Origin of the sequence: Solibacillus sp. FSL K6-1781 (assembly GCF_038630735.1) — a bacterium.
Lineage (GTDB): Bacteria > Bacillota > Bacilli > Bacillales_A > Planococcaceae > Solibacillus > Solibacillus silvestris.
This window is the reverse complement of record NZ_CP152038.1, coordinates 3,194,693-3,210,945: the sequence shown is the minus strand read 5'-3', so window position 1 is coordinate 3,210,945 and position 16,253 is coordinate 3,194,693. Positions and strand designations below refer to the sequence as shown.

Genomic DNA, 16,253 nt, shown 5'->3' with positions numbered 1-16,253 from the left:
TCAGTTAAAAGGGAGGGGCAAGTATGGAATTTAATCAAAGAACGAAAAAGAACGTATTATTGCTTTGGTTAGCTACTGGGCTACCCCTCATGTACGGCCTATATTTTCTGTTTCCAAAACAGCCGATCGACTGGAAAATTTTTGTGTATTTATCGATATTCGCGCTCATCACAACAGCCATTCCATTCCAAATTGGAAACACGACGATTATTCTTTCACAATGGGTCACATTGGCAGCCTTTTTGCTGTATGGCGTCGGGGCGGAAATGCTGATTGTCCAATTAAGTATTTTACCGATTATTTACCAGATGAGAAACCATAAAGATGCGTTTTACCGAATCATCTTTACTTCTTGGATGTTTGCCTATACGTCGTTTTTCGCTGCAGGCATTGTTCATTTAGCGGGATTTGAAGTAGGGAATTCGAATTTAACGCATTTACTGCTTTACGGAACGGTATTTGTCGGGTTCCATTTGTTTATCAACCATACGATTTTATATGTACGCGATCGCTTTACAGGTGAAAACGAAAAGTTTTTTAGTGAGCATATATTATGGGATTACGGCAGTGCGACCATTACAATCCCGTTTGCCATTACATTAGTTATCCTGATTAATGAAATTGGGGCGCCGGCCATTTTCCTGCTTGGCATTCCGTTTTTTGCGATAACATTTATTGCAAAAATGTATAATATTTCGGAACGGGTCAACTTTTCACTCAGTAAAGCAAGCGAGTTTGGTCATGAGTTGGCAGACAGATTAAGCGCCCAGCAAATTATTGAACTGTTTATGCACCGGGTGAGTCAGCTCTTTGCACATGATGCGATGTATCTTGTCGATAATATTCAAGGGAAATATGTGATTTTGCGTGCAAGAGTAGATGGAAAAGATATCGAAATTCAGGCTGATTCAGATTCAATCCGCGATTCATTTATTCATATTTGCTTTCAAACAGAAGACAAAAAGGTATTCTCTAGTGCAAAAGAATGGAAAGAAGATGCGCCGGACTTCCTCCCGCATGATATGAATAGTGTCATGATTGTTCCAATACACCGCAACCAAAAAACGGAAGGAACATTAATTTTAACGGCACGCAAAAAGAATGCATTTGAAAAGTATCAGATGGATATCGTTCACTTACTGTCGACGTATTTTGCCGTGTCTCTGGAAAAAGCGAAATACTTAAGCGCGGCAGTTGAGAAAAGTGAGACATGTGCATTGACAGGTCTATATAATTATCATTATTTAGATAAAATGCTAGTGGTAGAGCAAGAGCGGATTAAGGCGAATCCTCACCTTCAGTTTTCATTGTTAATGATGGATATTGATTATTTTAAACGGATTAATGATACGTATGGCCATCATGCGGGAAATATCATCCTTCAAAACTTTGCTAAACTACTAGAAAACTTTGTTCCGGAAGAAGCGGTTTTAGCTAGGTATGGTGGAGAGGAATTTGTCATACTTCTGCCGCATATGACGAAGGAAGAGGCAGTCCAATTAGGTGAAGAAATTCGTCAATGTGTAGAAGTAACACCATTTTTAATTGAATCCGATTTAGCTGAAGCCGGTCAGAAAGAGCTGGTGTTTATTACAGTGAGTATCGGTGTTTCAAATGTCCCGGATGACACGGATGAAACGAAAGGGCTTTTACGCAATGCCGACCGTGCACTGTATATCGGAGCAAAACAGGCAGGGCGCAATAAAGTAGCAGAGTATTCACGTTAAAAGAACTCCTTAGTTAACGCTATGGAGTTCTTTTATTATTTTAAGCCTAAAATTTATTAATTACACGATAATAAATCATACTAATTTCATATGAATTAATGTATGATGAAAGTATAATTTTTAAAGTTGAAAAATTCTGTGTAAAAGCATAAGCATGAATATTGGAGGAATGGCAGATGGCAAAAATCTATGTAATCCATGAAAATGATGATTGGACGCGTCACTTAGTAAATCGTTTAGAAGAATTAAACTTACCATATGAATCATGGCATTTGGACGAGGGGATTGTTAACTTAACAGAGGCTCCTCCAGAAGGTGTATTTTATAATCGAATGAGTGCCTCTTCACATACCCGTGATCACCGTTACGCACCTGAACTGACAGGAGCAGTGCTGGACTGGCTGGAATTCCACGGAAGAAAAGTGTTGAATGGCAGTAATGCATTGCGTTTAGAGTTAAGTAAAGTGAAGCAGTATACAGCACTGGAGAAGCACGGAATCAAAACACCGAAAACAATTGCTGCCGTTGGGAAACAGCAAGTTGTTGAAGCTGCAAAAGCATTGAATATCGTACCGTTCATTACGAAGCATAATCGTGCAGGCAAAGGATTAGGTGTTCAGCTATTTTATTCGATCGCTGCATTGGAAGAGCATTTAGCGAAGCCGGATTATGAAGAGCCTGTAGATGGCATTGTGCTGATTCAGGAATACATCGAGTCGCCTGAATCTTATATTACACGTGTTGAATTTATTGGCGGCGAGTATTTCTACTCTGTACAAGTGGATACATCCGAAGGGTTCGAGCTTTGTCCAGCAGATGTATGCCAAATTGGCGATCTATTCTGTCCTGTAGGGGAAGAGCCAAAAGAGCAGCGTGCAAAATTCGAAATTGTTGAAAACAACGAAACAAAGCTGCTTGAAAACTATGCGAATTTCCTGAAAGACAGCGGAATTGATGTAGCAGGCATTGAATTCATCCGCAATGCAAAAGGCGAAGTATTTACGTATGATGTCAATACAAATACGAACTATAATTCGGATGCAGAGGCAAAAGAAGAAAAGTACGCAATGCTGCAGCTTGCTAAGTTTTTAGGGCAGGAACTGGAAAAAGTAACAGCTCAAAAAGTGAAATAAAATGAAAAATCCAATGAAGGGGGAGCGCTACACTGCACTTTCTTCATTGGACTTTTTTATTTATGCTTCTTATGCTGCTTCATTCGTTTGACTAAGAAACCGCCTTTAAACGACTTCGGTTCATAAGAAATTATAAAGGCTGACGGCTCATGATGCTGAACAAGCATAAATAGTTCCTTTTCACGATTCCGTTTCGTTAAAATTTCGTATTTGTATCGTTGACTATCCCGGCCTTCACCAACGTATGTCGTTACCGCAAACCCTTCATTTCGCATAACTTGTATCAGCTCTTCGTTGCGGATTTGTGTATTAATCGTTACATATATATAGCCAATCGCAAGCTTTTGCTCGATGCGCGTCCCGATAATGATCCCTAGACCAAACCCGACTGCATACACGACCATTGCAAGAAAACCTTGATCGCCGCTGAAAACAAGAGACAGACCAAACACATAGATGAGCATTTCAACAATTCCGATCAGTGATGCGAGCGTTGTAATATTTTTAACTAAAAAAATTGTCCGCAGAGTAAATAAAGGAACATAGAGCAGTTGTAATAATAGAATAAGCAAAATTTCTTTCATCAAATCGAATCCTTTTCTTTAAATTATGCTCATCATAATATGGGTACTCTTGTAAATGCAATAGATAAGATTATATGGAGAGGCATGAACCAAAATATTTTTCATCCTATCCTTTTCCTATGTTCCCTTTAAAGAATACTTTATGCAATATTTCTCAAAAAAAACATAACTTATATGTTTACCCATCTCTCTTTTGTGGGAAACATATATGAGGATAATTATATAAATTGTTCGGTATAAAGTACTGCTCGTTCATGCAGAAAAAGAGACAGGTAGAAGCTTTCAGAACAAGCCTATCGTTTACTTAATATTATACATAGTACAAAGTTAATGAGACTTATAGACTGAAATATCGACAAAAAAGCCTCTTCATTTCTTTTACCTGTCGTTTTCTGTATAATTAGGTGTAACGGGCAATGAATTATGCTTTATCTAAAAAAGTAGAGAGAAGTTGATGTAATGACCATTCTTGTTGTAGACGATAACCAAGTTAACCTCTTTGTTATTGAAAAAATATTGAAAAGTGATGGTTATGAGAAGTTTGTTTCCGTACAATCTGCAAAAGAAATGTTTGACTACCTAGATCCATCCAATGCCCCTAAGTGCTATGACGTTAATGTTATTTTATTGGATGTTATGATGCCGGAGATGGATGGAATTGAAGCTTGTCGTATATTAAAACAAAATCCACAATGGAAAGATATCCAGGTGATTTTCGTTACCGCTCTTGAAGATAAGTCGAAGCTGTCGGAAGCCTTGGACGTTGGCGGCATTGATTACATAACGAAACCTATTAATCGAATAGAATTATTAGCTCGTATACGTGTAGGGAAACGGTTGAAATCAGAACTGGACTGGCATACAAATCAGGAAAAAATTATTCAAAGTGAGTTGGATCTGGCAGCCCGTGTCCAACAAAGTCTATTAAGTCCGCCTGTTCATGAACCGGATATCTCGATTACAGCTTCTTATTTACCTTCATCGAATTTGGCAGGAGACTTGTACTATTGGGACAAGCTTGATGAAGATCGCTATGCTGTCATGTTATTGGATATGATGGGGCATGGTGTGTCCGCATCGCTTGTTTGTATGTATATTTCATCTGTTTTGCGTGAGGCAATTAAGAAGCTGACAGACCCTAAGCGTGTTATTTCAGAATTGAATCGTTATATGAATTTACTGCAAAATGAAAAAGAAAATATATTGTACTATTTCACTGGTGTGTATTTTATTATCGATACGAAGCAAAAGACCGTGGAATACGTAAATGCTGGGCATCCGAAAGGGTATGCACTAGTTGATGGGGAAAAGACAGTACCGATTACGTCGACGAGCTATGCGGTAGGATTTGTGGAAGATATTAAAATTGAAAAAGCAGTTATACCATATAATTCTTCTATCCAAATTGTCCTCTTTACAGATGGTGTTCTGGAAGCAATGGGTCCGTGTGATCTGGAATCTGAAAAAGAGCTATGTAAAATTGCGAGTAGACACTGGTCGACGGACATTTCACCGATTGACTACTTGTTGAAGGGTGAACTGCAACATAATCAGCCGGATGATATGTGTGTATTATTATTGCGCGCCAATAGTTAAGGAAACTAGATTAATTAATAAGTCTTTAAATATAAAAACTCAATTTTTCTCTCACAGAAAAATTGAGTTTTTGCTATGTAGAAATAATTTAATACGAAATAAAAATGGCACATCCGTAAAAGATGTGCCATTTTTATTTCGATTCCTATATATTGAGTAACTAAAAGTACTTACTACAACCTCTTTTGATAGATTCGCTCTGTTGCGTTAATGGTACGGTATTTGGAAACGAGCGGCGTAAATTGCAATGTTTCTTTATCGCCTAAACCCAAATATCCGTTTATTGCTAAGCTATCGTAAAAGAGATGGTGTACTTCATGCTGCAGATCCGGTGTAAAATAGATGAGCACATTACGGCAAATGATAATATCAAATTCCTGAAATGATTTATCCGTTGCCAGATTATGCTGGGCAAACATGATGTTTTCGCTTAAGTATGGATGAAAAGAGGCAAAGCTGTCATCCGTTTTATAATACTGGGAAAAGCTTTCTCTTCCGCCTGCTAAAATATAATTTTTCGTATAGGCTTGCATTTTATGAAGAGGGAAGGCCCCAAGCTGTGCTTTTTCCAGCACATCTTCATTCATGTCGGTCGCATACATCATCGTGCGGTCGAGCAAGCCTTCCTCCCGCAGCAGGATTGCCATGGAATAAACTTCTTCGCCCGTTGCGCAGCCTGCATGCCATATCCGGATTTTATCAAGCTGCTGCAGCTTAGGAACGATTTCTTCCCGGAACGCCCTAAAGAAAGAGGGATCCCGGAACATTTCTGTCACATTAATCGAGAAATCGTTCAGCAATACTTTTAGTAACTCTTTATCGTAAATAATCGATTCGGTTAATTGTGATATTGATGAAAAATTGTTGATTCGCATCCGGTGTTCTATCCGTCGTAATATTGATTGTTGATTATACTTTCGGAAATCAAATCCTGATAATGAGTATACCGCTTCCAATAATAAGCGGACTTCTAACTTCTTTCTATACATTTCGTAAACGTTCCCCACTTGTGAGCCATACCGTTAGTACGGAGAATAGTTGTTCCAAGTTTAAAGGCTTACTAATATAATCGGAAGCCCCTGCTTCAAATGCACGATCTTGGTCTTGCTTCATCGCTTTTGCTGTTAATGCAATAATCGGCAGCTCATGTAATTGTAAATCTTTGCGGATACGCTCCATTGTTTCATATCCGTCCATTTCAGGCATCATAATATCCATCAATACAGCATCAACACGTGTCGCCGTCTGTAAAATGTTCAGACATTCCACGCCGTTTGACGCCTCTAGAATATGAACACCTTTATGTTCCAATGCCTGGCGCAATGCGTAAATATTACGGTAATCATCATCAACAATCAAAATATGCTTTTCATCAAATATTGACTTGGATACACCCATTGCCGGAGCAGCATCTGTATAAACAGCCTCCTGTACAGCAATGTTCGTTTGGGCAGCATTTCCATCAGGTAAGCTTGGCAAGTAAACAGTAAATGTACTACCTTGACCTTCAGTACTTGATAAAGTAATCCAGCCGCCAAGAAGTTTTGTTACTTCACGGCAGATTGATAAGCCTAATCCCGTTCCGCCATATTTACGAACAGTAGCACCGTCCGCTTGCTGGAACGACTCAAATACAATATTTTGCTTGTTTTTCGGAATACCGATACCGGTATCTGTCACACTCACCGTAATCCATGTGTCGCTTAACTGTCTCATGGCCGGTGTAATACGTGCTCGATCCACTTTAACTGTTACCGAACCTTCCTCTGTAAACTTCAACGCATTGGAAAGCAGGTTATTTAATACTTGATGGAATCTTTTCACATCGGTATGGAAAATTTCCGCAAGATCATTTGCGACATCCACCGATAATTCCAGACCTTTTTGATTGGCTATCGGCATAAATAAATTTTGAATATGCTGTGGTATTTCATATACATCCATCTCTCTGAACCATAAATCCATTTTTCCGGCTTCCACTTTTGATAAGTCGAGAATGTCATTAATCAGGTTCAGTAAATCTTCACCTGAATCATGGATGACTTTTGCGTATTCGAGCTCATCATCAGATAGATGGTTTTCATGGTTTTCCGCGAGCATTTCAGACAAGATTAAAATACTGTTAAGCGGTGTTCGCAATTCATGCGACATATTCGCCAGGAACTCGGATTTGTAATTAGAACTTTGACGAAGCTGTTCTGCACTTTGTCTCAGCTCAACCTGTACTTTTTCCAGCTCATGTGTTTTCTGTTCCGCGTCACGTGTACGTTCTTCTAAACGTTCATTAATTGTTGTCAGTTCTTCTGTTTGCATTTTCAGTTCTTCAGATTGTGTTTGTAGCTCTTCTGACTGAACTTGCAATTCTTCCGTCATCGCCTGTGATTCATTTAAAAGACGAATGACTTCCATACGACCGATGATGCTGTTAATCGTTACGCCTAAATGTACAACGACTTCTTTAATTAGGTCACGATGCAGTTGGCTATATGGTTTTAGTGAAGCTAATTCAAAAACAGCTACGACTTCCTGCCCGAAAAATACTGGCACAATAATACCATTTGAAATTGGAATATTACCAAGTGCTGTTTCTAAGTAGTGGAAGCTATTATCTTTATTATCATAGCTTAAAATCCGTTTTTCCTTCACACTCTGTCCAATGAAGCCTTGTCCAACTTCAAAACTTTCACGTCCGACATTGTCGCCAGTTTCCGCAAAGGCAGCAATCTTATTGAATTTGTTTTTATTGCGGATATCTTGAATATAAAATGCGCCATATACCGAATGTGTACGTGTCGTCAACGAGTTCAGCAGTACTTCACCTAATTCATCGAGTGTATCGACACCTTGGTAGGCTGTTACAACCTCGGCCAAGTTTGTTTGGAACCATTGACGGTTCTCCAATGTGGTTAGAAGTGAATTTGTTGCCAGTACGAGATCTTTCACTTCATCGTTCGTCTTAGCAGTAATTCGCTTCCGTACTTTCCCGTCTGATGCATTCATATCTTGGATAGCATCGGTTACTTCGTTAATCGACCCTGCGATATTACGAGAAATAATTGTGAAGATGATAATTGTAGCCGTCGCGATTAATGTTAAAATTCCAAAAAGGCTATATGTTAATGTTGTATTTCGGTCATTTAGCTCCGCAACTTTTTCTTGTATTGCGTCTGTTTCAAAAGTACGGAATGCAGTGAACTTTTGCTGTAGGTCACTGATTGCTACACTGCTCTGCATTCCATCAAACGTCGAAAGTACTTCGTCGTTATTATTAGCAAGTATCGCGTTCATTAGAGGTTGTCCAATATCGTTAATCCAATCCTGGATGCCGCTATGTACCACTTCCAGCTGCTTTTGACCACTTGAGAAGTCATTGACAATTGCGCTTAATTCTTCATAAGAAGCTTCCCATGTAGCAAGTTCTTCATTAAATTTATCAAGATGAGACTTGTCATCTGTAATTAAATAACGTTGTAAGGAGGATTCCATATTAAGAATTTGACGTTCTAGATTATTTGACATCATGCGCATTTGGGAATCATATTTAATGACGCCGTTTCGTTCTGATTGTAAACTTGTTATTTGGTTATTTAAGACAAGCGCCGAAACGATTAAACATATTATGAGAATAATATACCCACTCGTTATTTTGAAGCCAATGCCCCATTTACGTTTTTTATTCATTGTGTGTTCCTACCCTGCCTTTATATAAAATTTCTATCATCTAAGTATACTATAATTTAGTAGACTGTACGAATATGATGATTGAAAATGCAGAAAGAATCACGATTTTTAATTAAAAAGAATCTTTTAATTCGTATCAATCTTTCCATATACTCCGCCACCGCCTCCTGTAATGGCAATTTGTCCTTTTCTTGATAAATCGATGAGGACTGCAAGTTTTTCAGGAATGACGCTTTTTAATTCCTCAAATGATGCTTCATGTAAAATATTCATCTCGGTGCCGAATGCATCCAACATCTTTTCGATTGTTTTAGCGCCAATACCCGGAATAAAATCGAGCGGAACTTGGTGAATATACGGAGGTCTGCTGATTTCGAGCTGCGGGTTATCCGTTAATTCCACAATTCTTTTTGCAACGCCTTTGATCAACTGCTCCTTTCCGCAATGAGGGCAGCGGCTATGACCTTCCTCTATTAATTGTTCGCCGCAGTTGGCACATACCGTTTCGTGATACTTGCCAAGTAGGGGATTGAGTCCGTAATTAGCTATGATTTGTCTGCCTTCCATCTTATGGAGCGCTTTTCTCAGATCTTCAAAATTAACATCCTGTACCCGGATTTTCTGATATTCACGGGCAAGCTTTCCTAAAGAATGCGCATCCGAATTTGTTACAAAGCTATATGGGGCCAATTCACTAATCCCTTTGACCATCATCGTATCAGAACTTAATCCGAGTTCAATTCCATCAATGAGGTTTGGATCAAACACTTCCGTTAAACTGCTTTTAACCCCTCTACCGAAAAGGCTCTTAAACGGGGTAAATACATGCGCCGGAATAAAAAGGCCGCCAAGTTCATGGACTTTTTGCTGCAAAGTGTGTCCATCACATCGCGTACGCTGTGTGCTTAGATGGATGTTCTTCTGATGAAGCTGGAGCCAATTTGAAAACTGTTTCATCTTAGTAAGTGTCGGTATATAGCAAAGAACATGGATTGGCCCATGGCAGTTGGCATCGTAAATCTCGATTTCCGTTCCTAAAATGAGCGTCGTCTTTTTATAGCGAATCCCGCCTTCAGCTAATTCTGTTGCTTTTTGTTCTAGAAGAAGCTGTTCCACTTCTTCGATTACTTCCGGTGAATGACAATCAATAATGCCGATTAAATCCAATCCTTTTCTCGAAGTAGCGGTCTCCAAAATATTTGTCAGCGTCAAGTTTTTGCTTCCTGTTATTTTTACTGCACGACCTTTATAAGTACGACCAATATGTATATGTAAATCCGCATAAATTTCCTGCCACATTATGCACACATCCTTAAAAGAGTTGTTTTATAAATAATACCCGAAATCCGAAGTTTATTTTCAACGTGGGAAAGTTTATTTATATTAAATAACTTAAACACAGGTCACGATATTCGTAAGCAGCCGAAAGCAAAAAAGAAGGGGGCAAAACCCAAAAACACCCTTTTTCTCTATGAGAAAAAGGGTGTTTTTACTATGCTTAAAAATATACGTTTTTTAATAAGAGATTTTACTTATCTAACGAAATTTCTAATTATGTTGCAACTTCTTTAAACTCTTTTCTGTTAGTCAACTGCTTCGGACAGTGTTGCTTTAGTTGCGGTAACATTTTCTGGAGACACGTTTTGCATATTTACATATGAGCGTTTATCCGAAACGAATGTTAAAGCGATCGCAGCAATTAAACCCGGAATGGCAAATGCGATGAAGTTCATTTCAATCGGCAATGCAATTGATAATAGGAACCCGCCTAGAAGGGGACCCATCATACCGCCCATACGCCCAATTCCGGATGCCATTCCTAGTGCAGTGGAACGGATGTTTGGCGGATAATACTGTGAAACATAAGCTTGTACAATATTTTGAGCACCAATTGTTGCAGCACCAGCGACAGCAACTAACACATAAATGTAAAACGTATTACCGCCAAACCCTAGAAGTGTTAAAGCGATTGCACCAGAGGCATACATCGGAACGAGCATTTTCTTTGAACCGTATTTATCACATAACCGGGCGATAATAATCGTACCGACCATTGCACCACCTTGAAGTGTAATGAGGAAGCCTAAGCTCGAGTTCAACCCATAGCCCGCTTCAATCATGAGCTTTGGCAACCATGTGTTTAATCCATAAACCATTAGAAGACATGAGAAAAACGCTGTCCAAAACATGACCGTACTTAAACCACGTTTATTATTAAATAATCCGACAACAGGAACTTTGGAATTATCAACTGGAATATGTTCGAGCTCTTCCGTTCCGTCAAATGTTATATTCGGATCTACTTTTCGTAAATTTTTGAATAACTCTTCTGTCTTTCCCCTTCTAGCAAGGTAAACTGCTGATTCCGGCAGCTTTTTATACATCAATGGTAATAATAGCAGTGGAATTCCGGCCACCCAAAAAATCGACTCCCAGCCTAAGCTTGGCATAATTAAGATACCTAAAATAGGGGCTAACATCCCGCCGACAGAATAGCCGCATAATACAATGGAAACGACCATACTGCGCATTTTTTTAGGTGAATAATCTGTCAATAATGCGATGACATTCGGCATAATGCCACCGAGGCCCAACCCAGCGATAAAGCGGAAAATTGAAAATAACAATACATTTGTTGTAAAGCCACATAGGACTGTAAATAAGCTAAATAATACGATCGAAATCGCGGTAACTTTTTTTCGGCCAATACGGTCTGCTAAAATCCCTAAAATGATCGCACCAAACATCATACCGAACAAACCATAACTGCCAATTGCTCCGGCTTGAACTGTCGTCAATCCCCATTCCTCGATTAGTACAGGGACAACTGTACCATAGACCACTAAATCATACCCATCAAATAAAATAATGAGAAAACACCATGCCAATAAGCTAAAATGAAAGCGGTTAAATTTACTGTCTGCAATAACCTGTGCTACGTTAATTTTCTTCATATGCATTCCCCCTAAAAGTCCCCAATCCCCATTGAAATGACTTAAATTATTAATATAGTGAACAAAGTTCATAATATTTATAGATAATAATATTCTGAATTAAGGTAATTTTCAATGTTTATTATTAAAAAAGTTTAAAAAAGTTAAAAAAACATCAAATTGTCTAGTTTATATAAATTTTTCGTTAAAATGCACAAAAGGGTAAGAGAATAACTGTACAATTATTTAATTTCTTTTAGGAGATATTTGTTAGCGTATGTAAAAACAGAGGGGTTAAATTAATATGTCCTGCTGACAGGGGAAATTCACTCAGCAGGACCGTTTATTTACTCGTAATTTTAATTAAACAATAGATTTTATTGCTTGCCATTTTTCCATTACGACATCTTCATCAAACGTACTAATGATTCGATAGTTTTCGTCATCTAAAATGCGGTAATGCTTGCTTAAAAGATTTTGTTGAAGTCTGTGGTGTTTATATTCGTCGATGTTCTTCCACCAAACATAACCGCCCATTGTTTTTTCACGTGGGGTAATGATGACATTATGTGCGGTAAGTTCAATGACTTCCATCGGGTCGCCGCCAATACGGTTTTGTAATGTTTCGCTATGACGGAAGAGGGCACAGATCGCAATCGTCGTTGTCCAGTTTGCATAAGTACGCTCTTTCTCGATCTGTACGAGCGTCTTTTTCGAAATGCCTAAAATTTCGGCCATTTTATCTTGCGTGTAATTATTTTCCGTTCGGATAAGTTTCAAACTTTCCGATGTTATTTGAATGATAAAATCTCGATCCATCGAATCACCTCGTGTAATAATACACTAAATATAACATAATACTATTTTCATTTCGATGGATAGAAATGAAAAAAAGTAGCCTAAGCAAAATCACCTAGACTACATTCAAAGAACAATTATTCTTCTTTTTCTTTTCCGAGTAGCATGTTTGAAATGACCAGTCCGATTGCACCGATTATGATGAATGAAATCGAACGGATTAGAATGTCGAGTTCGGATAAGTCAAAGAATATCATCTTAATAATTCCGAAAAACAATAAGCCAATACCGACCATCTTCAGATTACTATAATTTCGTCTCGCTGCAAGGAACAGTGCGAGACAAGCGAAGATGAAAATGAACACGGTATTCAGAATAACCGCCGAACTCCAATTGATGAGATCATGGAAATTCATGAAGTTCGTTATACTGAAGATCCAAATAATCGAAATAATCATACTGGCAATTGTCAACTGCTCTGTATAACGGCTGAAAAACGTTTTGTAGTTTTTATAAATCCACCCTTGTTCCCAAGAATCTGCAATAATTGCCCACAGGATGGCAAAATATAAAATGCGAACGATAAGGGCAACAATAACGGTGCGATCATCAACCCATACCGTAGAAAGTAAAACAAGTCCCGCAATTCCGTAAACCCCGGCAGCAATCCATGGGAGAAGTTGACCGGCAATATCACGTTTGACAATCAAAACTGCGGCAAAGGCAAATGCGATCACACTGAAAGCTAAAAACGTTGTATAATGCTGCGGCATATACGCCCAGTCCAGTTTCCAAATATAAAGAAGACCGACTAAATACAATAGAGAAGGGTAGATATCTTCAAGTTTGAAAAGTCTCTTCTTCTCTTCAACCGGTGTACCTTTATACAGAAGCAGCACTTTATAAAGACCGATTAGCATTGCAATGACAAGAACAATGTTCAAATGCTTCAGTGAGAAAAATGGCTCCACTTCATAAAACATTAAAACGAAAAAGGCGAGTACAGTAAACGTAATGCCCTTAACCCACTTCATAAATAATATCGCATGCTTTACCGCAACAACCAGTCCGCCAAAAGTTACGACAATCATCAGTAGCAGCGTCATTTCACTTGAAATATTAAGCTGTGTAATAATATTCAGCAGTACAATAGCTGATAATGTCCCGAACATATCGATCAACAGTCGGTCCGCCCGCTTAAATACGATGTATAATGCACCAGCTACAATCGTTAAGAACAAAATAAGAGCGATTAGTAATGGAGTCTGTTCACGAGAAAGAATGCCGTTTACCAGTGACAACACAATGACAGTAAAAGTAAATAGTAAACTAGCATGGACTTTACTATTACTAGAATACAACCGTAAGAAACTTACGAGAAATAGACTGAAAACGGCAATGATCGCAAAGGCAAAAAATACGAGTCGTTCATCGTGGAATATCGAAACAACCGCCAGTGCTAAAACTGAAAAAACGGTCCCGATATAAAGTGCTTTTCGCTGTGTATGCTTCCAAATAACGATTTGTAGAACTGCGAACAGCAGCACGATGAAAATGCCGATAATGATTCCGCTGAATTGCATGTATTCGAGTAAATAAGGCAGTAATAATGACGTAAAGACAACGAGTACTGTCAATGCTTCATTTCCTTTAATAAAGCTGATGAATACCCCATAAACAATGTAAAGCAGTGCAAAAATCAGAGCCACATATAAACTAAGCACATCATATAAAATGGCCCCTGCAGCAGTAGTTAAAATCCCGACAATGAAGGCACCACCATACAGTGATAACGCGACAACCCGCGATCCTTTTTGTTTTTTCTCCATATAGTAGGCACATGCGCCAAGACCGATTGATAATACAAACCCGGCAATAATTTTGACGCTATCGGATAAGAAGCCGTAATCACTAACGAGTTTCAAACCCCAAAGGACACCGAGCACTAAAATGACCGTAAAGATGCGCGGTAATGCCCGAGTAAACAATTCTTCCAGGGACCTCTTTTCCTTTTCGGGAATAAGGTCTTCTCTAGGAACAGCAACCGTACTCGGTACAGATAGTTTTTGTCGCACAAAAGGTTTTACCGGTTCTTTTTTAACAGGTACAACTTGCTCAACTTTCGCATGCTGCTTTAAATGCTGGACTTCTGTTTTTAATAAGCGTAATTCCTGTTCCAAAGCCGCAATCCGCTCCAGCATCTCTGAATCTCTTTCCACAAGATCACCTCTTTCAATAAAAGTAATGATACTCTATTAGTGTAATTTTACACTTTTGTGCTGTGGAAGTAAATCGTTTTCGGAAAATTCATTTACCGTAAAGTTAATCTATAAATAAAGGACGAGGAAGTAGAACAAAAACTATTTATGAGAATGTCATGCATATTATTTATCTTTTAAACCTATAATTAAGTAATATAGAAATTAGTAAAATTAGTAGGGGGTAATATGAGCAATTTAATTATTTTTTCCATCATTTTTCTAATTGTCCTAGTAATTTTTATAAAGCTGTTTCGTTCCTTTACCGCACAATTATATATACGGAGCAGAATACGAAAAGGAATCCGGCAGAATTTTAAACAAATTAAACTAGCAAAAGGCAATAAGCAACTGCTTTTTGACGTATACAAAAGTGTTTATAATAACGCGACATCGAAACCAAATCGATTATTTGCCTCCAGAGACAGAGATAAATTTGAACTGAAAGCAAATACGGAATTAAATCGTATGACAAGAAACCCTTTTACAAAATTGTACGCAAGCCTATTAACCTATTCAAAAGGTTTGTTTACATGTCTTTTTCTTATTGCGACAATTCTTTCAGGCGGCATTTTGAAGGAGGAAGTAAAAGCCTCTTCATTGACATTGCCGACAGTTGACGAAAACATTCAATTAAAACTGAATGTTAACTTCGAGGATAAAATCGATCAGATCGTGACCAGCTTTATGCAAGGAGAAAATAAACTGCAAAGCTTCAATTTTCAGGATTTGGCGAATAAGAAAGTTGTTCCGGTTTATGACGTAAAAGATTTACCGCAGGCAGTGACAAATGTGGAGCAGTTAGGGCAGGCAATCGCACATCATATGTCACAGTTTGAAAATCAGTTTACGGTGTACTATGAAGGGGATGTCTCCGATTTTGAAACGACAATAGATGAAGTATTTGCATGGCTTGAAGTAAATGAACCGTATTTATGGGCGGTCATGGGCGAGTTTTCAACACGTGCAAAATATTATGGCAATAAAGTTGAGTGGCATGCAACGGTTAACTATGATTTAACAGCAGAACAAAACGCCATAGTGCTTGGGAAAATCGATCAGATTATAAGTACAATTCCGGAGAACGCAACGGAATCCGATAAAGTGAAATTTGTGAATGATTATTTAGTCGTGCATACTGAGTACAACCTGAACAGTAAAGCAAATCCGCATACCCCTTATTCTGTTTTAATGAATGGGGAAGGTGTCTGTGAAGGATATGCATTAGCGGCGTTATTAATGTTTGAAGCGCTCGGTATCGAAGCAAAATATGTTGTCGGTAATGCAGGCGGACCACATGCCTGGAATTTGGTGAAATTGGATGGACAGTGGTATCACCTCGATACTACTTGGAATGACCCGGTTCCCGATCAGGGAGATCGAGTCCATTATCAGTATTTTTTAATTAGCGATGAAAAAATTTCAGATGACCATGAATGGATTAAATCCGATTATCCTAAAACGGCTGTAAATGATTACCTGTAAAAAATAATATTGACAAAAAAATGTATTAACCACATAATACACTTATTAGGTGTATGAA

General features: G+C 38.4%; 11 protein-coding genes. 4 read left to right on the top strand and 7 right to left on the bottom strand.

Going from position 1 to position 16,253, the window contains the following annotated elements:
* The first annotated feature begins 23 nt into the window (after window positions 1–23).
* Together MHH37_RS16285 and MHH37_RS16280 are read left to right on the top strand one after the other, a co-directional pair.
* Window positions 24–1,727, top strand: coding sequence for a sensor domain-containing diguanylate cyclase (locus MHH37_RS16285; protein ID WP_342573804.1), 1,704 nt, complete (start codon window positions 24–26; stop codon window positions 1,725–1,727).
* A gap of 176 nt (window positions 1,728–1,903) precedes the next feature.
* Window positions 1,904–2,860 carry an alpha-L-glutamate ligase gene (locus MHH37_RS16280; RefSeq protein WP_008406063.1) on the top strand — a complete coding sequence of 319 codons (957 nt, stop codon included), beginning with the start codon at window positions 1,904–1,906 and terminating at the stop codon, window positions 2,858–2,860.
* A gap of 56 nt (window positions 2,861–2,916) precedes the next feature.
* Here the strand turns inward: MHH37_RS16280 and MHH37_RS16275 are convergent, their stop codons facing one another.
* Window positions 2,917–3,444 (bottom strand): DUF2179 domain-containing protein, encoded by a 528-nt coding sequence (locus tag MHH37_RS16275; RefSeq protein ID WP_008406062.1) that lies wholly within the window; start codon window positions 3,442–3,444, stop codon window positions 2,917–2,919.
* Window positions 3,445–3,903: 459 nt separating this feature from the next.
* Between MHH37_RS16275 and MHH37_RS16270 the strand changes: the two genes are divergently transcribed.
* Window positions 3,904–5,040, top strand: coding sequence for a fused response regulator/phosphatase (locus MHH37_RS16270; RefSeq protein WP_008406060.1), 1,137 nt, complete (start codon window positions 3,904–3,906; stop codon window positions 5,038–5,040).
* A 173-nt stretch (window positions 5,041–5,213) separates the two neighbouring features.
* Here the strand turns inward: MHH37_RS16270 and MHH37_RS16265 are convergent, their stop codons facing one another.
* The 6 genes from MHH37_RS16265 to MHH37_RS16240 all read right to left on the bottom strand — a co-directional run bounded on the left by MHH37_RS16265 (window position 5,214) and on the right by MHH37_RS16240 (window position 14,671).
* Window positions 5,214–6,029 (bottom strand): protein-glutamate O-methyltransferase CheR, encoded by an 816-nt coding sequence (locus tag MHH37_RS16265; RefSeq protein ID WP_342573803.1) that lies wholly within the window; start codon window positions 6,027–6,029, stop codon window positions 5,214–5,216.
* Complete coding sequence (locus MHH37_RS16260; RefSeq protein WP_342573802.1) at window positions 6,022–8,721, bottom strand: ATP-binding protein; 2,700 nt, start codon at window positions 8,719–8,721, stop codon at window positions 6,022–6,024. The genes MHH37_RS16265 and MHH37_RS16260 overlap by 8 nt, the downstream gene beginning before the upstream one ends.
* A 126-nt stretch (window positions 8,722–8,847) precedes the next feature.
* Window positions 8,848–10,020, bottom strand: a complete 1,173-nt coding sequence (locus MHH37_RS16255) for an endonuclease Q family protein (protein ID WP_342573801.1) — start codon at window positions 10,018–10,020, stop codon at window positions 8,848–8,850.
* Between the two features lie 284 nt (window positions 10,021–10,304).
* Complete coding sequence (locus MHH37_RS16250; protein WP_342573800.1) at window positions 10,305–11,675, bottom strand: MFS transporter; 1,371 nt, start codon at window positions 11,673–11,675, stop codon at window positions 10,305–10,307.
* Window positions 11,676–12,017: 342 nt separating this feature from the next.
* The gene (locus MHH37_RS16245; RefSeq protein WP_342573799.1) at window positions 12,018–12,473 is read right to left on the bottom strand and encodes a helix-turn-helix domain-containing protein; all 456 of its coding nucleotides are present in this window, start codon (window positions 12,471–12,473) and stop codon (window positions 12,018–12,020) included.
* A 116-nt stretch (window positions 12,474–12,589) separates the two neighbouring features.
* Complete coding sequence (locus MHH37_RS16240; RefSeq protein WP_342573798.1) at window positions 12,590–14,671, bottom strand: DUF2339 domain-containing protein; 2,082 nt, start codon at window positions 14,669–14,671, stop codon at window positions 12,590–12,592.
* 228 nt (window positions 14,672–14,899) lie between these two features.
* Here MHH37_RS16240 and MHH37_RS16235 point away from each other — a divergent pair, with 228 nt between their 5' ends.
* Window positions 14,900–16,195 (top strand): transglutaminase domain-containing protein, encoded by a 1,296-nt coding sequence (locus MHH37_RS16235; protein ID WP_342573797.1) that lies wholly within the window; start codon window positions 14,900–14,902, stop codon window positions 16,193–16,195.
* Window positions 16,196–16,253: the final 58 nt, after the last annotated feature.

Coding starts and splice junctions, on each gene's coding strand:
- MHH37_RS16285 (WP_342573804.1), top strand. CDS start 24: ATGGAATTTAATCAAAGAACGAAAAAGAACGTATTATTGCTTTGGTTA.
- MHH37_RS16265 (WP_342573803.1), bottom strand. CDS start 6,029: ATGTATAGAAAGAAGTTAGAAGTCCGCTTATTATTGGAAGCGGTATAC.
- MHH37_RS16250 (WP_342573800.1), bottom strand. CDS start 11,675: ATGAAGAAAATTAACGTAGCACAGGTTATTGCAGACAGTAAATTTAAC.
- MHH37_RS16260 (WP_342573802.1), bottom strand. CDS start 8,721: ATGAATAAAAAACGTAAATGGGGCATTGGCTTCAAAATAACGAGTGGG.
- MHH37_RS16280 (WP_008406063.1), top strand. CDS start 1,904: ATGGCAAAAATCTATGTAATCCATGAAAATGATGATTGGACGCGTCAC.
- MHH37_RS16270 (WP_008406060.1), top strand. CDS start 3,904: ATGACCATTCTTGTTGTAGACGATAACCAAGTTAACCTCTTTGTTATT.
- MHH37_RS16235 (WP_342573797.1), top strand. CDS start 14,900: ATGAGCAATTTAATTATTTTTTCCATCATTTTTCTAATTGTCCTAGTA.
- MHH37_RS16245 (WP_342573799.1), bottom strand. CDS start 12,473: ATGGATCGAGATTTTATCATTCAAATAACATCGGAAAGTTTGAAACTT.
- MHH37_RS16255 (WP_342573801.1), bottom strand. CDS start 10,020: ATGTGGCAGGAAATTTATGCGGATTTACATATACATATTGGTCGTACT.
- MHH37_RS16275 (WP_008406062.1), bottom strand. CDS start 3,444: ATGAAAGAAATTTTGCTTATTCTATTATTACAACTGCTCTATGTTCCT.